The organism is Kitasatospora arboriphila, from assembly GCF_039528095.1.
Lineage (GTDB): Bacteria > Actinomycetota > Actinomycetes > Streptomycetales > Streptomycetaceae > Kitasatospora > Kitasatospora arboriphila.
Map to the genome: position 1 here is coordinate 41,249 of NZ_BAAALD010000010.1, position 22,357 is coordinate 63,605.

The 22,357-nt window shown below is 72.3% G+C and carries 13 protein-coding genes, 1 tRNA gene and 1 pseudogene; 10 read left to right on the top strand and 5 right to left on the bottom strand.

What is annotated here, in order from left to right:
• The first annotated feature begins 3 nt into the window (after positions 1-3).
• The 6 genes from ABD353_RS08030 to ABD353_RS08055 all read left to right on the top strand — a co-directional run bounded on the left by ABD353_RS08030 (position 4) and on the right by ABD353_RS08055 (position 8,964).
• On the top strand, positions 4-1,296 hold the full coding sequence (locus ABD353_RS08030; protein WP_344622786.1) for a lysine N(6)-hydroxylase/L-ornithine N(5)-oxygenase family protein: 1,293 nt from the start codon (positions 4-6) through the stop codon (positions 1,294-1,296).
• Positions 1,293-1,859 carry a GNAT family N-acetyltransferase gene (locus ABD353_RS08035; RefSeq protein ID WP_344622787.1) on the top strand — a complete coding sequence of 189 codons (567 nt, stop codon included), beginning with the start codon at positions 1,293-1,295 and terminating at the stop codon, positions 1,857-1,859. The genes ABD353_RS08030 and ABD353_RS08035 overlap by 4 nt, the downstream gene beginning before the upstream one ends.
• Positions 1,856-3,643, top strand: a complete 1,788-nt coding sequence (locus ABD353_RS08040; protein ID WP_344622788.1) for an IucA/IucC family protein — start codon at positions 1,856-1,858, stop codon at positions 3,641-3,643. The genes ABD353_RS08035 and ABD353_RS08040 overlap by 4 nt, the downstream gene beginning before the upstream one ends.
• On the top strand, positions 3,640-5,136 hold the full coding sequence (locus tag ABD353_RS08045) for an MFS transporter (protein WP_425555100.1): 1,497 nt from the start codon (positions 3,640-3,642) through the stop codon (positions 5,134-5,136). The genes ABD353_RS08040 and ABD353_RS08045 overlap by 4 nt, the downstream gene beginning before the upstream one ends.
• A 142-nt stretch (positions 5,137-5,278) precedes the next feature.
• On the top strand, positions 5,279-6,250 hold the full coding sequence (locus ABD353_RS08050; protein ID WP_344622789.1) for a polyphosphate kinase 2 family protein: 972 nt from the start codon (positions 5,279-5,281) through the stop codon (positions 6,248-6,250).
• Positions 6,247-8,964: a cation-translocating P-type ATPase gene (locus tag ABD353_RS08055; RefSeq protein ID WP_344622790.1), complete on the top strand. Its 2,718-nt coding sequence runs from the start codon at positions 6,247-6,249 to the stop codon at positions 8,962-8,964. The genes ABD353_RS08050 and ABD353_RS08055 overlap by 4 nt, the downstream gene beginning before the upstream one ends.
• A gap of 91 nt (positions 8,965-9,055) precedes the next feature.
• On the opposite strand, the gene ABD353_RS08060 is transcribed toward ABD353_RS08055, so the two are convergent.
• On the bottom strand, positions 9,056-11,689 hold the full coding sequence (locus ABD353_RS08060) for a valine--tRNA ligase (protein WP_344622791.1): 2,634 nt from the start codon (positions 11,687-11,689) through the stop codon (positions 9,056-9,058).
• Positions 11,690-11,895: 206 nt separating this feature from the next.
• Here ABD353_RS08060 and gltX point away from each other — a divergent pair, with 206 nt between their 5' ends.
• The 4 genes from gltX (at position 11,896) to ABD353_RS08080 (ending at position 18,336) form a co-directional block, all read left to right on the top strand.
• The gene (gene gltX / locus ABD353_RS08065; RefSeq protein ID WP_344622876.1) at positions 11,896-13,260 is read left to right on the top strand and encodes a glutamate--tRNA ligase; all 1,365 of its coding nucleotides are present in this window, start codon (positions 11,896-11,898) and stop codon (positions 13,258-13,260) included.
• 143 nt (positions 13,261-13,403) lie between these two features.
• A complete protein-coding gene (locus ABD353_RS08070; protein WP_344622792.1) occupies positions 13,404-14,135 on the top strand; it encodes a WXG100-like domain-containing protein in 732 nt (243 codons plus the stop codon).
• Positions 14,132-17,872 carry a DUF6531 domain-containing protein gene (locus ABD353_RS08075; protein ID WP_344622793.1) on the top strand — a complete coding sequence of 1,247 codons (3,741 nt, stop codon included), beginning with the start codon at positions 14,132-14,134 and terminating at the stop codon, positions 17,870-17,872. Before ABD353_RS08070 ends, ABD353_RS08075 begins: the two co-directional genes overlap by 4 nt.
• Positions 17,869-18,336, top strand: coding sequence for a hypothetical protein (locus tag ABD353_RS08080; protein ID WP_344622794.1), 468 nt, complete (start codon positions 17,869-17,871; stop codon positions 18,334-18,336). The genes ABD353_RS08075 and ABD353_RS08080 overlap by 4 nt, the downstream gene beginning before the upstream one ends.
• A gap of 295 nt (positions 18,337-18,631) precedes the next feature.
• Here ABD353_RS08080 and ABD353_RS08085 read toward each other — a convergent pair.
• From ABD353_RS08085 to ABD353_RS08100, 4 genes and pseudogenes are all read right to left on the bottom strand, one after another.
• A tRNA-Thr gene (locus tag ABD353_RS08085) sits at positions 18,632-18,705 on the bottom strand.
• A gap of 99 nt (positions 18,706-18,804) precedes the next feature.
• Complete coding sequence (gene leuE, locus ABD353_RS08090; protein WP_344622795.1) at positions 18,805-19,470, bottom strand: leucine efflux protein LeuE; 666 nt, start codon at positions 19,468-19,470, stop codon at positions 18,805-18,807.
• A gap of 126 nt (positions 19,471-19,596) precedes the next feature.
• Positions 19,597-21,192, bottom strand: a complete 1,596-nt coding sequence (locus ABD353_RS08095; RefSeq protein ID WP_344622796.1) for an alpha/beta hydrolase — start codon at positions 21,190-21,192, stop codon at positions 19,597-19,599.
• Between the two features lie 236 nt (positions 21,193-21,428).
• Positions 21,429-22,357 (bottom strand): annotated as a pseudogene (locus tag ABD353_RS08100) (hypothetical protein); the annotation flags it as partial.

Genomic DNA, 22,357 nt, shown 5'->3' on the forward strand with positions numbered 1-22,357 from the left:
AGCATGTCCACCCACGACTTCGTCGCGATCGGGCTGGGTCCCTACAACCTGGGCCTCGCCTGCCTCACCGAGCCGATCGACGGCCTCGACGGCGTGTTCCTGGAGAGCAAGCCGGACTTCGACTGGCACCCCGGGATGCTGCTCGACTTCGCCACCCTGCAGACGCCGTTCATGGCCGACCTGGTGACGCTCGCCGACCCGACCTCGCCGTACTCCTTCCTCAACTACCTGAAGGAGCGCGGCCGGCTGTACCCGTTCTACATCCGCGAGATGTTCTACCCGGTGCGCAGCGAGTACAACGAGTACTGCCGCTGGGCCGCCGCCAGGCTGCGCAGCGTCCGCTTCGGGCACACCGTCACCCGGGTCGAGTACGACGGGGCCGACGGCCTGTACACCGTCGTCTCCGAGGCCGGCGGCGAAACCGTCCGGCACCGCGCCCGGCACCTGGTGCTCGGCACCGGCACCCCGCCCTTCCTGCCCGCGCCCTGCCGCGGGCTCGGCGGCGACCTGGTGCACAACTCCGGCTACCTGGAGGCCAAGCAGGCGCTGCAGAAGAAGCGCAGCATCACCGTCGTGGGCAGCGGCCAGAGCGCCGCCGAGATCTACTACGACCTGCTCGCCGAGACGGACGTGCACGGCTACCGGCTCGACTGGGTGACCCGCTCGCCGCGGTTCTTCCCGCTGGAGTACACCAAGCTCACCCTGGAGATGACCTCCCCCGAGTACGTGGACTACTTCCACGCCCTGCCGGAGGAGACCCGCTACCGCCTGGAGTCCGAGCAGAAGGGCCTCTTCAAGGGCATCGACGCCGACCTGGTCAACGGCATCTACGACCTGCTCTACCAGAAGAGCGTCAAGGGCCCCGTCCCGACCAGGCTGCTCACCAACTCCGCGCTGCGCAGCGCCTCGTACGACGAGACGCCGGGCACCTACACCCTCGGGCTGCACCACGCCGAGCAGCAGCGGGACTTCTCGCTGACCACCGAGGGCCTGGTGCTGGCCACCGGCTACGCGTACACCCCGCCCGCCTTCCTGGAGCCGGTGCACGACCGGATCCGCTGGGACGGCCGCGGCCGCTTCGACGTCGCCCGCAACTACAGCATCGACACCACCGGGCGCGGGATCTTCCTGCAGAACGGCGGCACCCACACCCACAGCATCACCTCGCCCGACCTCGGCATGGGCCCGTACCGCAACTCGTGGATCGTCCGCGAGCTGACCGGCCGCGAGGTCTACCCGATCGAGAAGACCATCGCCTTCCAGGAGTTCGGCGCGCCGGAGGGCGCCCCCGCATGACGCTCTTCACCCGCACCGACGCCCGCCTCGGCGAGTTCTCCGTCCGCCCGCTCGACCCGGACGCCGACGCCGCACTGCTGCACGGCTGGGTCACCCACCCCAAGGCCGCGTTCTGGATGATGCAGGACGCCACCGAGGACGACGTCCGCGCCGAGTACCGGCGGATCACCGGGCACCCGCACCACGACGCCTTCCTCGGCCTGGTCGACGGCGTGCCGGCCTTCCTGGCCGAACGCTACGACCCGGCCCGGCTCGAACTCGTCGGCCTCCACGACGCCGAGCCCGGCGACGTCGGCATGCACTTCCTGTGCGCGCCCGCCGACACCCCGGTGCACGGCTTCACCCGGGCCGTCATCACCACCGTGATGGCCTTCCTCTTCGACGACCCGGCCACCCGCCGCGTCGTCGTCGAGCCGGACGTCCGCAACACCGCCGTCCACGCCCTGAACGCCGCCGTCGGCTTCGAGGTGGTCGGCCCGATCGCCAAGCCGGAGAAGGACGCCCTGCTCAGCGTCTGCACCCGCGCCCAGTTCCAGCACGCCCTCGCAGGAGCCGCCGCATGATGCCCGCCGGAGCCGTCGCCCACCTGACGCCGGACGCCTGGGCACGGGCCAACCGGCTGCTCGTCCGCAAGGCGCTCGCCGAGTTCTCGCACGAGCGGCTGCTCGCCCCCGAGCGGCTGCCCGACGGCCGGTACGCCGTCCGCAGCGACGACGGCACGGTGGAGTACCGCTTCACCGCCCGGCTGCGCGCCCTCGACCACTGGCAGATCCCGGACGGGTCCGTCACCCGGCACCGCGGCGAGCAGGAACTGCCGCTCGACGCCCTGGACTTCTGCATCGAACTGCGCGGCACGCTCGGCCTGACCGACGAGGTGCTGCCGGTCTACCTGGAGGAGATCTCCTCCACCCTGGCCGGCACCGCCTACAAGCTCTCCCGGCCCGCCCTCGGCGCCGACGAGCTCGCCGAGGCGGACTTCCAGACCGTCGAGACCGGCATGACCGAGGGCCACCCCGGCTTCGTCGCCAACAACGGCCGGATCGGCTTCGGCGTGCACGAGTACCACCGGTACGCCCCGGAGGCCGCCTCCCCGGTCAAGCTGGTCTGGCTCGCCGCGCACCGCGACCACTCGGTCTTCACCTCCTGCGCGGACACCGACTACGACACGCTGATCCGCCAGGAGCTGGATCCGGCCACCCTGGCCCGGTTCGCCGCCGCGATGGCCGCCCGCGGGCTCTCCCTCTCCCACTACCACCTGCTGCCGGTGCACCCCTGGCAGTGGTGGAACAAGCTGTCGGTGACCTTCGCCGGCGAGGTCGCCCAGCAGCGCCTGGTCTGCCTCGGCGAGGGCGACGACGAGTACCTCGCCCAGCAGTCCATCCGCACCTTCTTCAACACCAGCGACCCGTCCCGGCACTACGTGAAGACGGCCATCTCGGTGCTCAACATGGGCTTCATGCGCGGCCTCTCGGCCGCCTACATGGAGGCCACCCCGGCCATCAACGACTGGCTGGCCAAGCTGATCGCCGACGACGAGGTGCTGCGCGGCACCGGCCTGACGATCATCCGCGAGCACGCCGCGATCGGCTACCGGCACCGCCAGTACGAGGCCGCCACCGACCGGTACTCGCCGTACCGCAAGATGCTCGCCGCGCTCTGGCGGGAGAGCCCCGTGCCCTCCCTCGCCCCCGGCGAGCGGCTGATGACGATGGCCGCCCTGCTGCACACCGACCGGGCCGGCCGCTCGCTGGCCGCCGCCCTGATCGGGCGGTCCGGCCTCGCCCCCGAGGTGTGGCTGCGACGCTACCTGGACGCCTACCTGACCCCGCTGCTGCACAGCTTCTACGCCTACGACCTGGCGTTCATGCCGCACGGCGAGAACACGATCCTCGTGCTGGACGGCGGCACCGTGCAGCGGGCGGTCTTCAAGGACATCGCCGAGGAGATCGTCGTCATGGACGAGAACGCGGTGCTGCCGCCCGCCGTCCGGCGCGTCCGGGCCGCGGTGCCCGACGACATGAAGCTGCTGTCGATCTTCACCGACGTCTTCGACTGCTTCTTCCGCTACCTCGCCGCGACCCTCGCCGAGGACGGCGTGCTCGACGAGGACGGCTTCTGGCGGACGGTCGCCGAGTGCGTCGCCGACTACCGCGACTCGGTGCCGCACCTCGCCGACCGGTTCGACCGGTACGACCCGTTCGCGCCCGAGTTCGCGCTGTCCTGCCTCAACCGGCTGCAGCTGCGCAACAACCGGCAGATGGTCGACCTGGCCGACCCGTCCGCCGCCCTGCAGCTGGTCGGCACCCTGGCCAACCCGATCGCCCGCTTCGCCCCCGCGGCCCGGTGACCGCCGCCACCGCGCCGGTGGAGTCCGCCCGCGAGGCCCGCCTGCCCGGCCGGTGGCCGGCCCTCGCGGTGATCTGCCTCGCCCAGCTCGTCGTGGTGCTCGACAACACCGTGCTGAACGTGGCCGTCCCCACCCTCGGCCGGGAGCTCGGCGCGGACACCGCCGGCATCCAGTGGATCGTCAACGCCTACTCCCTCGTCCAGGCCGGGCTGGTGCTCGCCGCGGGCGCCGCCGCCGACCGGTACGGCCGGCGCCGGCTGCTGCTCACCGGGCTCGCCCTCTTCGGCCTCGGCTCGCTCGCCGCCGGGCTCTCCACCACCACCGGGCAGCTGATCGCCGCCCGGGCCGGCATGGGGGTGGGCGGCGCCCTGCTGATGACCAGCACGCTCGCCGTGGTGATGCAGCTCTTCGACGCCGAGGAGCGCACCCGGGCGATCGCCGCCTGGAGCGCCGTCAGCGCGCTCGGCTTCGCGGCCGGCCAGCCGGTCGGCGGCCTGCTGCTGGCGCACTTCGCGTGGGGCGCGCTCTTCCTGGTCAACGTCCCGGTGGTGCTGCTCGGGCTGGCGGCCACCCGGCTGCTCGTCCCCGAGTCCCGCGCCCCCGGCGGCGGCCCGCCCGACCTGCTCGGCGCCCTGCTCTCCACGGCCGGCACGACCGCGGTGGTCTACGCCGTCGTCTCCGGGCCGGAGCACGGCTGGGCCTCCGCCCACGTGCTGCTGCCCGCCCCGGCCGGCCTGCTGCTGCTCGCCGCCTTCGCCCACTGGGAGCGGCGGACGGCCCACCCGATGCTCGACCCGGCGTTCTTCCGCGACCGGCGGTTCACCGGGGCGGTCACCGGCGTCGTGCTGATCACCTTCGGCAGCGCCGGCGTGCTCTTCCTGCTCACCCAGCAGCTGCAGTTCGTCCGCGGCTACCCGCCGCTGGAGGCCGGCCTGCGGATGGCGCCGTTCGCGCTCACCGTCGTCGCGCTCAACTTCACCGGCCTCACCGCCCGGCTGATCGCCCGGCTCGGGACGCCCCGCTCCATCGCCCTCGGCATGACGGTGCTCGCCGCCGGCTTCTGCACCGCCGCGTTCGCCGGCGGCGGCTACGGGCCGCTGCTCGCCGGGCTGGTGCTCATGGGCGCCGGCTGCGCGGTCGCCAACCCGGCCATCGTCGAGGCCGTGGTGGGCTCGATCCCGCCGGACCGGGCCGGAGCCGGCGCCGGCATCGACGGTGCGATGGCCGAGGCCGGCAGCAGCCTCGGGGTGGCCGCGCTCGGCGCCGTGATGAACGCCCGGCTGACGGCCGCCCTGCCGGCCGCGGCCTCCGTACCGGCCGCCCTCGCCGCGGCCCGCACCGAGGCGGACCGCGCCGCCGTCCTCGACGCCTTCACCGAGGCCTCCCGCACCGCCCAGCTGGTCGGCGCCGCCGCCGTCCTCGCCGGCGGTCTGGCCGCCGCCCTGCTGCTGGCCCGCGCCGCCCGGACCTCCCCCGGCCACGACCCCGCCTGACCCGGCCCCGACCGGGTCCCGGGCCGCCCCGGCTGTCCCGGCCCGAACGGCCGTACTCCGATTGCCGCACCCGGACCCCGGGCGGAGCGTGGCAGGTGACTCCCGCCTCCGACCGAGGCGGGCCGGCGGAAGGTGCCCGGGCATGGCGGACGACCGAGCCGAGGCCATCGCGCGCTTCATCGCGCCGCTCCGGGTGGAGCCCGGGTCGAGGGTCGACCTCGCCCGCGACTTCGACCCCCGCTACCGGGCCCACCTCAAGAAGCGGGACGGCGCCGAACTGCTGCGCACCGGCGTCGAACTGCTCGCCGAGTACCAGGACCGGCTCGCCGCCCAGGACACCTACGGCGTGCTGCTCTGCCTCCAGGCGCTCGACGCCGGCGGCAAGGACGGCACGATCCGCCACGTCATGAGCGGCGTGAACCCGCAGGGCGTGAAGGTCAGCAGCTTCAAGGTGCCCTCCTCCGAGGAGCTCGACCACGACTACCTGTGGCGCTACAACCTCCGGCTGCCCGGCCGCGGCGAGATCGGCATCTTCAACCGCTCGCACTACGAGGAGGTCCTCGTCGTCCGGGTCCACCCGGAGAACCTGGAACGGCAGCGGCTGCCCGAGGCCGCCCGCGGACCGGACGTCTGGAAGCGCCGCTACCGCGACATCAACCGCTGGGAACGCCACCTCACCGACAACGGCTTCAAGGTCGTCAAGGTCTTCCTCAACCTCTCCCGCGAGGAGCAGCGGATCCGCTTCCTGAAGCGGATCGACCTGCCGGAGAAGAACTGGAAGTTCTCCGCGGCCGACGTCCGGGAGCGCCGCTTCTGGGACGACTACCAGCTGGCCTTCTCCGAGATGCTCTCCGCGACCAGCACCGAGTGGGCGCCCTGGTACGTGGTGCCGGCCGACCGCAAGTGGTTCGCGCGGATCTGCGCGGCGGCCGTCCTGGTGCACACCCTGGCCGGGATCGACCCGCAGTACCCGACGGTCGGCGCCGAGGCCCGCAAGCAGCTGCGCCTCGTCCGGCGCGACCTGGAGGACGAGGCCCCGCCCGGCGCCGAGGCCGACCCGTACGAGGCTGAGCACGGGAAGGGCAAGAAGCGGAAGAAGAAGGGGAGCCGATGACCCAGCAGGCTGACCCGGCGGCGGCTGCGCCCGCACCGAGCTGGTACACCCGGCCGCCGACGGAGGTGCTGGCCGCCTTCGACGTCGATCCGGCCGTCGGCCTGAGCGCCGCCCGGGCGGCCGAGCGGCTCGCCGCGGACGGCCCGAACGCGCTGCCCGAGGAGAAGCCGAAGCCGACCTGGCGGCGGTTCCTCGACGAGTACCGCAGCTACATGCAGATCATCCTGGTGGCCGCCGCGGTGGTCTCGCTGGCCATCAAGCAGTGGAGCACCGGCATCCTGCTGGTCCTGCTGACGCTGCTGAACGCCGTGGTGGGCCTGCGCCAGGAGGGCAAGGCCGAGAGCGCGATGAACGCGCTGAAGTCGATGATGAAGGCCACCGCGCGGGTCCGCCGGGACGGCACCGAGTCGGAGATCCCCGCCGAGCAGCTGGTCGTCGGCGACGTCGTGCTGATCTCGGCGGGCGACCAGGTCCCCGCGGACGGACGGATCGTCCAGGCGAGCGCGCTGCAGATCGACGAGTCGGCGCTCACCGGCGAGAGCGTCCCGGCCGCCAAGGACGCGGGCACGCTGACCGGCGAACGGCTGGCGCCCGGCGAGCAGTCGAACATGGCGTTCATGAACACCCCGGTGACGCACGGCAGCGGGCTGCTGGTCGTCACCGGCACCGGTTCCGGCACCGAGCTCGGCAAGATCTCCGGCCTGCTCTCGGCCACCGAGAAGGAGCAGTCCCCGCTCGACCGGGAGCTCAACACCCTCACCCTGTGGATCGCCGGCGCGGCCGGCCTGACCATGATCGTGATGTTCGCGCTCGGCCGCAGCCGCGACCAGGCCTGGGACGCCCTCTTCGTCAGCGCGGTCTCGCTGGCCATCGCGGCCATCCCGGAGGCGCTGCCGACCGTCTCCCAGGTGATCCTCTCCGTCGGCAGCCTCAACCTGGCGAAGCGCCACGCGATCGTGAAGGAGCTGCCCTCGGTCGAGACCCTGGGCTTCACCTCGGCGATCAACTCCGACAAGACCGGCACCCTGACGATGAATCAGATGACGGCCGTGGAGGTGCTCAGCCCGACCGACCGCTACACCGTCTCCGGCACCGGCTACGGCCTGGAGGGCCGGATCCACCACGCCGCGGGCACCTCGGCCGGCGTCGAGGACGCGGTGCTGCCGTACCTGGTCGCCAGCGACGCCAAGCTGGTGGACGGCCGGGTGGTCGGCGACCCCACCGAGGGCGCCCTGCTGGTGCTCGGCCACAAGGCCGGTCTGGACATCGAGGCGACCCGGGAACGCTACCCGCGGCTCGCCACGTTGCCCTTCGACCCCGGCTACAAGCTGATGGCCACCTTCAACTCGGCGGTGGACGCCATGGGCCGGCCGGTCGTCCGCTGCTTCGTCAAGGGGGCCGCCCCGGCGGTGATGGGCCGGGCCGCCACCGCGCTCTCGGCCGGCACCACCGTCCCCTGGGACGGCGAGCTCGCCCGGCGGGCCGTCGCGGCCACCGAGCGGATGGGCGGCGAGGGTCGCCGGGTGATGGCCGCCGCCGTCCGCGACATCGACCCGGCGCACTTCGATCCCGGCGGCGATCTGCTCGCCCTGGTCACCGACCTGCAGATGACCAGCCTGGTCGGCATGGTGGACCCGCCGCGCGAGGAGTCCAAGGCGGCGGTCGCCGAGGCGCAGGCCGCCCACATCCGGGTCCGGATGGTGACCGGCGACGACGTCACCACGGGCGCCGCCATCGCCCGGCAGCTCGGCATCGAGGGCGAGGCCGTGCTCGGCGCCGACTTCGCGGCCCTGTCCGAGCAGGAGCAGATGGAGCGGATCGACACCATCGGGGTGGTCGGCCGGGTCGCGCCCGAGCACAAGGTGCTGCTGGCGAACACGCTCAAGAAGAAGGGCGCCGTCGTCGCGATGACCGGCGACGGCGTCAACGACGCGCCGGCGATCAAGGCCGCCGACATCGGCATCGCCATGGGCAGCGGCACCGACGTGGCGAAGAACGCCAGCCGGATGATCCTCTCCGACGACAACTTCGCCACCATCGTCTACGCCGTGGCGGAGGGCCGGAAGCTCTACGACAACCTCACCAAGTACATCCGCTTCGTCCTCCTGCTGCTGGTCACCTTCGTGCTGACCTTCCTCGGCGCGACGATCCTCAACATCGCGAGCGGCGAGCCTTTCCCGCCGCCCCAGGTGCTGTGGATCCACTTCGTGGTGAACGCGCCGTTCGGCTTCGCGCTCGGCTTCGACCAGGAGAGCCCCGGGCTGATGCAGCGGACGCCGCGGCCGCGCGGGGAGTCGGTGCTGACCCGGCCGGTGATGGTCACCGTGGGGCTGAGCGGCCTCGCCATCACCGTCTTCCTGCTCTCGCTGATCAAGCTCGGCGAGTCGCGCTACGGCGACGTGGACACGGGGAGCTCGATCGCCTTCACCGCCTTCTCGCTCTGCCTGATCGTCGCGGCCTTCGAGTGCCGCAGCGAGACGGCCTCGGTGTTCAACACCACGACCTTCGACAGCAAGCAGATGAACTGGGCCGCGCTCGGCGAGTTCGTACTGGCCGTGATGGTCACCCAGATGGACGGCTTCCGCCGCATCCTGGGCACCACCCGGATCAGCGTCCAGCAGTTCGGCTGGGCCCTGCTGGCGCCCTTGGCGCTGCTGGTGCTCTGGGAGCTCGGCAAGTGGCTGGCCCGGCGGATGCGGCCGGCCGTGGCCTGAAGGCCCCGAGGAGCCCGAGCGGCCGGACGTGCCGGAGGGCCGCACCCGTCGCGCGGGTGCGGCCCTCCGTCGTCCGTGCCGGGCGGCCCGGTCAGCCCTGCGGCAGGCCGGCCAGCTGGGCGGTGATCCGGGCGATGTCGGCCTCGGCGGCCTCCTGGCGGGTACGGATCTTGGCGACCACCTCGTCCGGGGCCTTCGCGAGGAAGGCCTCGTTGCCGAGCTTGGCGGTGGTCTGCGCCTTCTCCTTCTCGGCGGCGGCGAGGTCCTTGGCGAGGCGCTTGCGCTCCGCCGCGACGTCGATCGTGCCGGACAGGTCCAGCGAGACCGTCGCGCCGGCGACCGGCAGCGAGGCGGTGGCGGCGAAGCCGGCCTCCGGCACGGTCAGGCGCAGCAGCGAGCGGATCGCGTCCTCGTGGACGCCGAGCACGGTGCCGGCCAGCTCGAGCCGCGCGGGGACGCGCTGCGCGGGCTGCAGGCCCTGGTCCGAGCGGAAGCGGCGGACCTCGGTGACCACCTGCTGCAGGGTGGCGATCTCGGCCTCGGCCTCCGCGTCGCGGAAGCCGGAATCCTTCGGCCACTCGGTGACCACCAGCGACTCCGCGCCGGTGAGGGTGGTCCACAGGGTGTCGGTGACGAACGGGACCACCGGGTGCAGCAGGCGCAGGGTGAGGTCCAGGACCTCGCCGAGGACCCGGCGGGCCGCGTCGGCCTGCGCGCCGCCCTTGGCGAGGGTGGTCTTGGAGAGCTCGACGTACCAGTCGAAGACCTCGTCCCACGCGAAGTGGTAGAGCGCGTCCGAGACCTTGGCGAACTCGTAGTCGTCGTACAGCGCGTCGACCTCGGCCACGGTCGCGTTGAGGCGCGAGAGGATCCAGCGGTCGACCGAGGTCAGCTCCTCGGCGGCCGGGAGCGGGCCCTCGACGGTGGCGCCGTTCATCAGCGCGAAGCGGGTGGCGTTCCAGATCTTGTTGCAGAAGTTCCGGGAGCCCTTGACCCAGTCCTCGCCGATCGGCACGTCGGCGCCGGGGTTGGCGCCGCGGGCCAGGGTGAAGCGGACGGCGTCGGCACCGTAGGCGTCCATCCAGTCCAGCGGGTCGACGGCGGTGCCGGACGACTTCGACATCTTCTTGCCGAACTCGTCGCGGACCAGACCGGTCAGGGCGACCGTCTTGAACGGCGCCTGGCCGTCCATCGCGTACAGGCCGAACATCATCATCCGGGCGACCCAGAAGAAGATGATGTCGTGGCCGGTCAGCAGGACGTCGGTCGGGTAGAACTTCTCGAGGTCGGCGGTCTTCTCCGGCCAGCCGAGCGTGGAGAACGGCCACAGGCCGGAGGAGAACCAGGTGTCCAGGACGTCCGGGTCCTGGTGCCAGCCCTCGCCGGTCGGCGGCTGCTCGTCCGGTCCGACGCAGACGACCTCGCCGTCCGGGCCGTACCAGACCGGGATCCGGTGGCCCCACCAGAGCTGGCGCGAGATGCACCAGTCGTACATGTTGTCGACCCAGTCGAAGTAGCGGCGCTCCAGCTCCTTCGGGTGGATCTCGACCCGGCCGTCGCGGACCGCGTCGCCGGCGGCCTGGGCCAGCGGGCCGACCTTGACCCACCACTGCAGCGACAGCCGCGGCTCGACCACGGTGTGGCAGCGCGAGCAGTGCCCGACCGAGTGCTCGTACGGGCGCTTCTCGGCGACGATCCGGCCCTGCTCGCGGAGCGCGCCGACCACGGCCGAGCGGGCCTCGAAGCGGTCCAGGCCGAGGAAGGGGCCGTGCACGGTGATGACACCGCGCTCGTCCATCACGGTCACGTTGGGCAGGCCGTGGCGCTGGCCGATGGCGAAGTCGTTGGGGTCGTGCGCCGGGGTCACCTTGACGGCGCCGGTGCCGAACTCCGGGTCGACGTGCTCGTCGGCGACGACCGGGATCTCGCGGTCCGTCAGCGGCAGCTTGACGGTCCGGCCGACCAGGTGCTTGTAGCGCTCGTCGTCCGGGTGGACGGCGACCGCGGTGTCGCCCAGCATCGTCTCGGCGCGGGTGGTCGCGACGACCACCGAGTCCTCGCCCTCGCCGTAGCGGATCGAGACCAGCTCGCCGTCGCGGTCCTTGTGCTCGACCTCGATGTCGGAGAGCGCGGTGAGGCAGCGCGGGCACCAGTTGATGATGCGCTCGGCCCGGTAGATCAGGCCGTCGTCGAAGAGCTTCTTGAAGATGGTCTGGACGGCCTGGGACAGGCCCTCGTCCATGGTGAAGCGCTCGCGCGACCAGTCGACGCCGTCGCCGAGGCGGCGCATCTGGCCGAGGATCTTGCCGCCGTAGTTCTCCTTCCACTCCCAGACCTTCTCGACGAAGGCCTCGCGGCCCAGGTCGTGGCGGGAGAGGCCGGACTCGGCGAGCTGCTGCTCGACCTTGTTCTGGGTGGCGATGCCGGCGTGGTCCATGCCGGGCAGCCACAGCGTCTCGAAGCCCTGCATCCGCTTGCGGCGGGTGAGGGCGTCCATCAGCGTGTGCTGGAAGGCGTGGCCGAGGTGCAGCGCACCGGTGACGTTCGGCGGCGGGATGACGATGGTGTACGCCGGCTTGTCGCTCTTCGCGTCCGCCGTGAAGTAACCGCGGTCCACCCAGCGCTCGTACAGCTCGCCCTCTACCTCGGCCGGGGCGTAGGCGGTCGGCAGTTCGGGGTGGCTGATCGGCCCGCGGTCGGGAGCCTGCTGAGTGTCATCGGTCACCCCGCCATCCTAGAGGACGGGCCGCGAGCGGCCGGACGCCGTCCGTGGTGCGGCGCGGTGCGGCGGGCCGTGCGGGGGCAGTGCGGGGGCGGGTGCACGCCCTCGGGGCGGCGGTCGGGCGGAGCAGGGGCGGGCGCGGGATCGGTAGGCTGTGCGGCATGTCTGCTCCCGCTGTTCGCGTCCGTTTCGCACCGTCCCCGACCGGCATGTTCCACGTCGGCGGCGCTCGTTCCGCCCTCTACAACTGGGCTGTGGCGCGACAGTCCGGCGGCACCTTCGTCCTGCGCATCGAAGACACCGATGCGGCGCGCAACAAGCCCGAGTGGATCGACGGCATCGTCAACGCCCTCTCCGCGATCGGCATCAACGAGTCCGACCCCGCCTTCGAGGGCCCCTACTTCCAGTCGCACAACGCCGACCGGCACCGCGAGGCGGCCGGGCAGCTGCGCGCCGCCGGCAAGGCCTACTTCTGCGACTGCACCCGCGAGCAGGTCCAGGAGCGCACCGGCTCGCAGCAGTTGGGCTACGACGGCTTCTGCCGCGAGCGCGGCCTCGACTGGGAGGCCGGCCGGGCGATGCGCTTCCGCACCCCGGACGAGGGCGAGACCGTGGTCGTGGACCTGATCCGCGGCGAGCCGGCCTTCCCGAACAGCGCCATCGAGGACTTCGTCATCGCCCGCGGCGACGGCACCCCGGTCTTCCTGCTCGCCAACGTGGTCGACGACCTCGACGAGGGCGTCACCCAGGTGATCCGCGGCGAGGAGCACCTCTCCAACACCCCGAAGCAGCAGCTGCTCTGGGAGGCGCTCGGCGCGCAGCCCCCGGTGTGGGCGCATCTGCCGGTCATCGTCAACGAGAAGCGGCAGAAGCTCTCCAAGCGCCGCGACAAGGTGGCGCTGGAGGACTACCTGGCCGAGGGCTTCCTGCCCGAGGCGATGGTCAACTACCTGATGCTGCTGGGCTGGGCGCCGGGCGACGACCGCGAGATCCTGCCGTTCGAGGAGCTGCAGCAGCTCTTCCGCGTGGAGAACGTCAACAGCTCATCGGCGTTCTTCGACATCAAGAAGCTGACCGCCTTCAACGGCGACTACATCCGGGCGCTGGGCGCGGAGCAGTTCGCCGCGGCCTGTGCGCCGTGGCTGGCCGCCCCGCACGCGCCGTGGCAGCCGGAGGCCTTCGACGCCGCCGTGTTCGAGAAGGTCGCGCCGCTCGCGCAGACCCGGATCGCGGTGCTGTCGGAGATCACCGCGCAGGTGGACTTCCTCTTCCTCGACGAGCCGGTCGCCGACGAGGCGTCCTGGGCGAAGGCGATGAAGGCGGGCGCCGCCGAGCTGCTGCGGGACGTCCGGGCCGTGCTCGCCACGGCGGCCTGGACGGCCGAGGACCTCAAGACCGTCCTGGAGAAGGTCGGCGCCGAGCACGGCCTCAAGCTCGGCAAGGCCCAGGCCCCGATCCGGGTGGCCGTCACCGGCCGCACCGTCGGCCTGCCGCTGTTCGAGTCGATGGAGCTGCTCGGCCGCGACCGCGTGCTGGCCCGCCTCGACGCCGCCGCGGAGCGCCTCGCCGCCTGATCCCCGCTCCACCCCGTCCGCCCCCGGACCGCCGGCCCCGCCGGTGAGGTCCGGGGGCGGCGGCATGTGTGCAACCGCGGCATCGGCACTGTCGTCCTGCTGTGCGATCGTAGGTTCACATGCCGTGACGGGGGAGGAACAGCATGGCGATCGAGTTACCCGGTGAGGTGGAGTCGTTCCTGGCCTTCATCGGGATCCGCTGGCCGTCGGTGAACGAGGACAAGGTCCGCGAGTTCGCCGACCACGTGCGGGAGTTCGCCGACAAGGTGGACGAGGCGCACCGGGAGTCGACGGCGACGATCCACGCGTTGTCGGAGGCGTACGAGGGTGCCTCGTACGAGGCGCTGCTGGCGAAGTGGGCGTCGCTGTCGGACTCCCACATGAACGAGCTGGTGCAGGCCTGCCGGGTGGTGGCGACGGCACTGGACGTGGCGGCGGACGTGATCGTGGCGATGAAGCTGGAGGCGATCGCCGAACTCGTCCTACTGGCAGCCACGTTGATCGCCGAGCAGGCGGCCGCGGTGGCCACGTTGGGTGCGGCGGAGGCGGCTGCGGCGGCGACGGTGCTGGCGGGGCGCAAGCTGGTGCAGTTCCTTGAGCAGCAGCTGGAGGACTACATCATCGGCCAGGTGATCGAGGCCGCGATCGACCCGCTGGTGGGTGTTGTCGCGGGTGCGGTGTCGGGCCTGGTGTTCCAGGCGGCCGAGTCGGCGCTCGGTGTCTCCGGCGGCAGTGGGGGCGGGGGCGGCACCGGTTTCCGGATCAACCCGGACGCCCTGGAGGCGCACGCCCGCACCATGCACCAGCACGCCGAGACCGTGGCCGGCCATGCGCAGGCCCTCCAGTCCAAGCTCGCGGGGGTGAGCTTCGAATGAGCAACCGGATCGTCAAGGCGCTCGAACACGGCGCGCAGAAGCTCGGCAAGACGCTCGCGGACGATGCCGGCAAGGCCGTCCACCAGCTGTACAAGCAGGCCGGCGACAACCTGACCAAGGTCGCCAAGAACGTCCGCGAGGTCGAGGCGAAGCACGCCAAGGACCTGGAGAAGATCCTCGCCGGGCACGAGGGCAAGGGTGTCCCGCACCCGCGCTCCGGCGGCGGGGGTCGGGGCGGACGCGGGAACACCCACGGCGGCGAGGGCCGCCGCCAGGTGGCGGATCCGCGGCAGGCGGGCCGGCGTGAGGACGCGGTGTGCGGCGGCGGCGAGCCCGTCGACATGGCCACCGGGCGGATGTTCATCGACCAGGACGACGCCTCCCTGCCCGGCTCACTGCCGCTGGTGTTCACCCGCAACTACGAGTCCGGCTACCTCGCCGGCCGCTGGATGGGCCCGCGCTGGGTCTGCACCTTCGACGAACGACTGGAGATCGACGACGAGGGCGTCGTCCACCTCTGCCCGGACCGCACCACTCAGGCCTACCCCCATCCCGAGCCCGGCGACCCGGTCCAGGCCTCCGCGGGCGGCGCCCGCCGCGACCTCGACATCGACCCGGACAGCGGCACCTACACCCTCACCGACCGCTCCGACGGCCTGACCCGCACCTTCACCACCCGGCCCGGCGCGCAGATCGCCCTGCTCACCCGGGTCCGCGACCGCCACGGCCGCCACTACGACCTCGCCTACGACGCCGACGGCGCACCCGTCTCCATCACCCACTCCGGCGGCTACCAACTGCTGGTCACCGTCGACGCCGGCCGCATCACCGCCCTGCGACTGGCCGGTGGCGGCGAGGACGGCCACGACGCCCTGCTGCTGCGCTACGGCTACACCGACGGCCACCTCGCGTCCGTCTACAACTCCTCCGGCAAGCCGATGCGCTTCGCCAACGACGCGAGCGGCCGCATCCTGTCCTGGACCGACCGCAACAACTCCCGGTACGTCTACACCTACGACGCGCACGACCGGGTCGTCGACGAGGGCGGCACCGACGGCGCGCTGCGCTTCCGCTTCAGCTACGGCGAGGTGGACCCCGCCACCGGTCTCAAGGTCCACACCGAGACCGACGCACTCGGCCACACCACCGCCTACGAGGTCAACGAACACTCCCAGATCACCGCGATCACCGACCCGCTCGGCCACACCACCCGCTACGAACGCGACGCCTACGACCGGCTCCTCGCCGAGACCGACCCCCTCGGCCGCACCACCCGCTACGACTACGACGGTGCCGGCGACCTCGTGTGCGTCACCCGCCCCGACGGCGAACGGTCCACCGCCACCTACGTCGGCGAACTCAGCCTGCCCACGGAGATCGTCGAACCCGGCGGCGCGGTCTGGCGACAGACGTACGACGACAGCGGACTGCGCACCTCGCTCACCGACCCGCTCGGCGCAAGGACGACCTACGGCTACGACGAGAGCGGCCACCTGACGGCCGTCACCGACGCCCTCGGCCAGACCACTCGTATCCGTTGCAATCCCGCCGGACTACCGGAAGAGATCACCGACGCCACCGGCACCGCCACTCACTACCACCGCAACGCCTTCGGACGCCTTGTCAGCGTCACGGACCCCCTTGGCGGCATGATCCGCCTGACGTGGACGATCGAGGGTCAACCGGCCTCCCGCACCACGCCGGACGGCGCCACCGAAACCTGGGCCTACGACGGCGAGGGCAACTGCCTGTCCCACACTGACCAGCTCGGCCAGACCACCGCCTATGAGTACACCCACTTCGAAACGCTCGCCGCTCGCACCACCCCCGATGGCACCCGCATCACCTTCACCCATGACGCCAACATGCAGTTGGTCGCCGTCACGGACGCGCTCGGCCGCCAGTGGCACTACAGCTACGACTCGGCCGGACGCCTGACGGGCGAACGCGATTTCCACCACCGCAGCATCTCCTACGAATCAGACGCCCTCGGGCAACTGCTGCGGGTGACCAATCCGCTTGGGCAGGTAATCCGCTACGGCTACGACGTCCTCGGCCGGCTGGTCTCCCAGGACGCTGCCGGGCGCCTCACCGCCTACGGCTACGACTCCGCCGGCAACCTGGTCAGGGCGGCCGGCCCGGACGCCGAGGTGGTCCGTACCCACGACCCGCTCGGCAACCTGCTCACCGAGACCGTCAACGGCCGTACCACCGCCTACAGCTATGACGTGCTCGGTCGCCGCACCCGTCGCTCCACCCCCACCGGGCACACCAGCGTCTGGAGCTACGACCCGGCCGGGCGCCCCACCAACCTCACCACCCCGGGAGGCGGTATCGAGTTCGTCCACGACACCGTCGGCCGTGAACTGTCCCGCACCTACGCCGGCGAGCTCGTACTCACCAACACCTGGGACGCGCGCCATCGCCTCACCGGTCAGCGGCTCACCACACCCCGAGCCGTTCTCCAACAGCGCGCGTACACGTACCAGGCCGACGGCAACCTCACCGGCGTTGCCGACCTCCTCGCCGGAGAGCGCACCTTCGACATGGACGCGAGTGGCCGTGTCACCGCCGTGCGGGCCGCCACCTGGAGCGAGTCCTACGCCTACGACCCGGCCGGCAATCTCACCGAGGCCCGGTGGCCCGCCAGCGGCCGCGCCGAGGCCGCCCTCGGCTCCCGGGTCCACGCCGGAACCCAACTGGTCGCCGCCGGCAGGGTGCGTTACGAGCACGACTCCGCCGGCCGCACGACACTCCGCCGGGTCCCCCGGCTGTCCAAGAAGCCCGACACCTGGCACTACACCTGGGATGCCGAAGACCGCCTCACCCGCGTCACCACCCCCGACGGCACTCGCTGGCACTACCCCTACGACCCTTTCGGCCGCCGCATCGCCAAGCAACGGCTCAGGGCCGACGGCAGTGGAGTCGAAGAGCAGACCGACTTCGTCTGGGACGGCTCCATCCTGGCCGAACAGACCACCCGTGCCCCGTACCTCCCCGGCCCCCATACCCTCAGTTGGGACCACGACGGCCTCCATCCCATCGCCCAGACCGAGACCATCACCACCTCCGGCCAAGCCGCCGTCGACCGGCGCTTCTTCGCCATCGTCACCGACTTGGTGGGCACCCCGACCGAACTCGTCGACCCCACCGGCGACGCCGTCTGCTGGCGGACCACCCCCACTCTGTGGGGCAACACCACATGGCCCAGCGACAGCACCACCTACACTCCGCTGCGCTTCCCCGGTCAGTACTTCGACCCGGAAACCCGTCTCCATTACAACCTCAACCGCTATTACGACCCCGAGACCGCCCGCTACACCACCCCCGACCCCCTCGGCCTCGCCCCCGCTCCCAACCCCGACACCTACGTCCACAACCCGCACACCTGGTCCGACCCCCTCGGACTCTCGCCGCACCGCACCAAGCCGAGGATCGAGAACGGCAACGAGAAGGAGGGGTGGCAGCACATCGACGAACGCCACATCGCTGGCACCAGTGCACACGGCCCAGGCGACCTGATGCCGCCCACCACGACGCGGGCCCAAGTGCAGGACGCCGTCGAGAAGGTGGTCAAGCGAGGGCAGCGGATATCCGACCCCGGTCGGCGGATGCAGTTGTACGAGAGGAGGATGACCGTGAACGGAATGAGCGCCAGGTATCGCGTCCTGGTCGACTCGCACGACGGAAACCGGGTCATCACCTTCTTCCCAGTCGGAAAGAGCTACAGGCCGTGATCACATTCAAGTTCTCCCGGAGGCCCGCACAGGGAAGTGCGGGCGGCTTCGACCTCGGCGACATCGATATCATTGGGCAGATCTCGTCCGCGACCTCAACCGAGAAACACCCGGACCAAGGGATGATGATCTTCCCCTCCGTCGCCCTGCTTCTCGATCAGCTTCGCCCAGCCATTTCCGCCGGGAAGGGTGTCGTGAACTTCTGCGGCGTCGACTCGTCGTTCCAGGCCCGCTTCACCGTCGCGAAGGGGAAGGTCTCCGTTTCCGGCAGCCCTGGGGAGATCGGTGTGGCACCGATCCCGGAATTCGTTGACACCCTGATTTCCGCCGCGGACGAATTCATTGAAACCGAACTCGCCGGGATCCCGGGCACAGATCCCGCGCGAGACGACCTGCTCGCTGCCGTCGCGGATTTCCGGGAGCTCTCCCGGAAGGGCCCGAGAACCAGCCACCGGAATCGGTGAAAGCACTTCTCGTGGGGCACTCCTCACCCTTGGTGGGGAGTGCCCAGCGGTGGCACGTCCTGAAGTGAGCGCGCACAGCGGAGGCCACTCCGGCGGCGTGGGCGGTCACCGTCGCCGGTGCCGGCCGCGAGGATCCTTGCGGCCGGCCACCTCGCGCACGTGGACGGCCCAGCCCGACGTCGACCGCGCGTCCTGGCCGCAACCGCGCGATCTCGCACGGCTCGGCGCGGGTGGATCATGCCAGCAGGAAAGGGGGAAGCCCAGGCGCTCGATGAGCAACCTGGGCTTCCGTCCGAGCCGCCTGCGGGATTCGAACCCGCGACCTACGCATTACGAGTGCGTTGCTCTGGCCAACTGAGCTAAGGCGGCGCCGTTGCCGGAGCTCCCCGACGGGTCGAGGATCGCATCGGCAACGCGGGCCAGTCTACACAGTTTCCGGAGGTGGTCCGCACCGCGGGCGGCCCGGGGTCAGGCGGAGGAGACGGCGAGCTTGGCGGCGAAGCCGGCGAAGAGCAGGGCGACGCCGCTGGTGAGCCCGGCGGAGAGGCGCTTGCGGCGGCGGAAGGCGGTCGCGAGCGTGGTGCCGGCGAAGATCAGCAGGGAGAGGTAGAGGACGCTGAAGGTCTGCAGGATGCCGCCGAGCAGGCCGAAGGAGAGCGCCGGCATGCCGTAGGACGGGTCCACGAACTGGGTGAAGAAGGAGAGCAGGAAGAGGATGGCCTTCGGGTTGAGCAGGCTGATCACCAGCGCCCGGCGGAAGGGGTTCTCGGTGCTCTCCGGCAGCGCCTCGGCGGCCGCTGCCGCGTCGATCGCCTCGGCCGCGGCCCGCCGCTCGCGCCAGAGCTCCCGGGCGGCCCGGATCATGCCGACGCCGATCCAGAGCAGGTAGGCGGCGCCGCCGAACTTCACCACGGCGAAAACCGCCGGGTTGGCCTCCAGCAGCGAGGAGGCGCCGAGCGCGGTGAGGCTGATCAGGGTGAAGTCGCCGATGAAGACGCCCGCGGCGGCCCGGTAGCCGGTGCGGACGCCCCTGCGGGCGGCGACGGACAGGACGTACAGCGAGTTCGGGCCGGGCAGCAGGACGATGACCAGGGCGCCGAGGACGTACGTCGCCAGGTCGTTGACTCCGAGCACGGGGGCTCCTGTCGGTGCGGCGGGACACGTGGGGGCGCCTCATGCTAACCGCCAGCACCGTCAGCCAGGTACGGGTCTTACCTGGTGGACAAGGCGCACGCCCCCGGCGCCACGCGGCCCGGGGCGCTACTTGGCGCAGCGGGTGCCCTCCGCCGGCGCCTCGCCGCCCAGCAGGTAACGGTTGACCGCGCCGTCCACGCAGGTGTTGCGCCGCCCGTAGGCGGTGTGGCCGTCGCCGTCGTAGGTGAGCAGCCGGCCGGTCTCCAACTGGCCGGCCAGGGACTGCGCCCAGGCGTACGGGGTGGCCGGGTCGCGGGTGGTGCCGACGACCACGATCGGGGCGGCCCCGACGGCGCGGACGGTGTGCGGCAGCCCGGTCGGCCGGTCCGGCCAGTAGGTGCAGGAGAGGGCCATCCAGGCCATGTCACGGCCGAAGTGCGGGGAGGCGGCGGCGAAGTCCGCCTCGGCGGCCCGGGCCTCCTCCGGGCCGGTGAACGGTGCGGGCAGGTCGAGGCAGTTGACGGCCATGTTGGCGGCCATCAGGTTGGGGTAGCTGCCGTCCTCGCCGCGCTCGTAGTACTCGTCGGACAGCGCGAGCAGCGTGGTGCCGTCGCCGGCCACCGCGTCGGTGAGCGCGGTGCGCAGCTGCGGCCAGAGGAACTCGGCGTACATCGCCTGGATGACGCCGGTGGTGGCCTGGGCCTCGGTGAGCTTGCGGCCGGATCCGGTCGGCAGCGGCTTGGCGTCGATCTGCTGGAAGAGGGCGGTGAGCCGGTCGCCGATCTCCTTCTCGGTGCGGCCGAGCGGGCAGTCCTCGCGCTTGGCGCAGTCCTTGGCGAAGGCGGCCCAGGCGGTCTCGAAGCCGCCGGCCTGGGTGCGGTTGCCGGCCCTGGCGTCCAGGGAAGGGTCCATCGCGCCGTCGAGCACCATCCGGCCGACCCGGCCGGGGAAGAGGCCCGCGTAGGTCGCACCGAGGTAGGTGCCGTAGCTCTTGCCGAGGTAGTGCAGCTTGTCGTCGCCGACCAGGGCCCGCAGGACGTCCATGTCGCGGGCGGCCTCGACGGTGGAGACGTGGCCGAGGACGTCGCCGGACTTCGTCTTGCAGGCTTCGGCGAACTCCTTGTCGGCGGCGATCAGGGCGTCGGTCTCGGCCTGGTCGTCGGGGGTGATGTCGACGGCGGTGTAGGCGTCCATCCGCTCGCCGGAGAGGCAGCTGACCGGGGCGGATCGGCCGACGCCGCGCGGGTCGAGGCCGACGAGGTCGTAGGCGGCGCGGACCTTCGGGTCGTAGCCGTGGGCGACGGCCTCCAGGTAGTCGACGGCGGAGCCGCCGGGGCCGCCGGGGTTGAGCAGCAGCGAGCCGAGCCGCTGGGCGCCGCCGGAGGCGCGCTTGCGCACGGCGGCGAGGGTGATGTCCCCGCCGGCCGGCCGGTCGTAGTCGAGCGGGACCTTGAACTGCGCGCACTCGAACTCGCCGTCGCAGCTCTTCCAGTCGAGCTTCTGCGCGTAGTACGGGGCGAGGGCGGCCGGGGTCTGCTCGGGCAGCGGCTGCAGCGGGGCGGCCTTCGCCGCGGCCCCGGAGGCACTCGCGGAGGCGCCGGGCGTGCCGGTGTCGCTGGGGGCCGGCGAGCCGGAGGAGGAACAGCCGGCCAGCAGCAGGGCCGAGGCGGCTGCGGCGGCCAGGACGGCGGTCGCGGGGCGGTTCCGCCGGGTGGCTCGCATGGTGTGGGTCTCCCTCGGGCGCGGCACGGCGCGGAACGGCGGTGCTGTGCGCGGGCCGGTCGCGGGCTCGGCGGGGCGGTCGCCTGGCCGCCCCCAGCGTATCGGGCCCCGCCCGGGCCGCCCCGGTGCCGACACCCTGTGGCGGGTCCGGCCCCGCCGGGTGGGGCCGGGTACACGTCCGGCGGGCGGGCTCAGCGGGCCCGGGCAGGCGCCGGGTACACGTCCGGCGGACGGGCTCAGCGGGCCCGGTCGAGGCTGTCGGCGAGGTACTGCACGGCGACCCGCACCAGCCGCAGGCGCTCCCGCTCGTGCGTGTAGTCCTGCACGATGTCGGAGACCTTGACGTCGGCGCGGGCGGCCGGGCCCCTGCCGCCGTGCAGCGCCGTCTGCAGCGCGCGGGCGGCGCCGACGCCCGCGGTGTCCGCCTTGGCTGCGGCCAGCAGCAGGCGGCCTGCGGAGTCGGCGGGCGCGTCGGCGGCGGCCGAGGCGAGTGCGGCGGCGTCGTACCGTCCGGAGACCGCGGCGGCGGCCCCGTACAGGTCGGGGCGGGTCAGCCCGGCGGCCGCCGCGCAGGGGGCTCCGGACTCGACGCCGAGCACGCCCCAGCTGTCCGGTCCGGCGGACAGGGTGCGGAAGGCGGTGGTCACCGCGGTGCGCAGCGCGGCGTCGTCGGCGACGGCCTGCGGGGCGGCGGCGACCAGCTCGCAGGGGTGTTCGGTGCCGCTGGGGGCCTCGGGGGCGACCACCAGGACGGGCCGGGAGCGGCCGAGCTTCACCGCGGAGGCGATGCCGTCGAAGAGGTCCGGCAGTTCGGCGTCGGCGGTCTTCCGGGCGGTGCCGGAGGACAGGACGATCACCGGGAAGCGGGCCTGCGGGTCGGTGCGGTACTGCGCGGGCAGCCAGACCCGGACGGCGCGGGGCCGGCCGTCGGGGCCGGGGACGGCGGCCTCCATCAGCTCGCCCTCGGCCGGGTGCCCGATCGAGGTGAAGGCGGTGGCGGCGGGCGGCGCCGGACGGGCGGTGGCGGAGTACTGCTCGGCGGCCGGCCGCGGTGTCGCGGGGGCGGCACCATCGGCGGCCGGCGCGGCCGGGGCGGGCGGGGCGGGCGGCGGGGCCCCGAGGTGCTGCCGCCGCCCCCCGGCGCCCGGGGCCCGCGCGCCCCTCC

Excerpts from the sequence above, each read along its gene's own strand:
- ABD353_RS08030 (WP_344622786.1), top strand. The coding sequence starts at position 4 with ATGTCCACCCACGACTTCGTCGCGATCGGGCTGGGTCCCTACAACCTG.
- ABD353_RS08035 (WP_344622787.1), top strand. The coding sequence starts at position 1,293 with ATGACGCTCTTCACCCGCACCGACGCCCGCCTCGGCGAGTTCTCCGTC.
- ABD353_RS08040 (WP_344622788.1), top strand. The coding sequence starts at position 1,856 with ATGATGCCCGCCGGAGCCGTCGCCCACCTGACGCCGGACGCCTGGGCA.
- ABD353_RS08050 (WP_344622789.1), top strand. The coding sequence starts at position 5,279 with ATGGCGGACGACCGAGCCGAGGCCATCGCGCGCTTCATCGCGCCGCTC.
- ABD353_RS08055 (WP_344622790.1), top strand. The coding sequence starts at position 6,247 with ATGACCCAGCAGGCTGACCCGGCGGCGGCTGCGCCCGCACCGAGCTGG.
- gltX (WP_344622876.1), top strand. The coding sequence starts at position 11,896 with ATGTTCCACGTCGGCGGCGCTCGTTCCGCCCTCTACAACTGGGCTGTG.
- ABD353_RS08070 (WP_344622792.1), top strand. The coding sequence starts at position 13,404 with ATGGCGATCGAGTTACCCGGTGAGGTGGAGTCGTTCCTGGCCTTCATC.
- ABD353_RS08075 (WP_344622793.1), top strand. The coding sequence starts at position 14,132 with ATGAGCAACCGGATCGTCAAGGCGCTCGAACACGGCGCGCAGAAGCTC.
- ABD353_RS08095 (WP_344622796.1), bottom strand. The coding sequence starts at position 21,192 with ATGCGAGCCACCCGGCGGAACCGCCCCGCGACCGCCGTCCTGGCCGCC.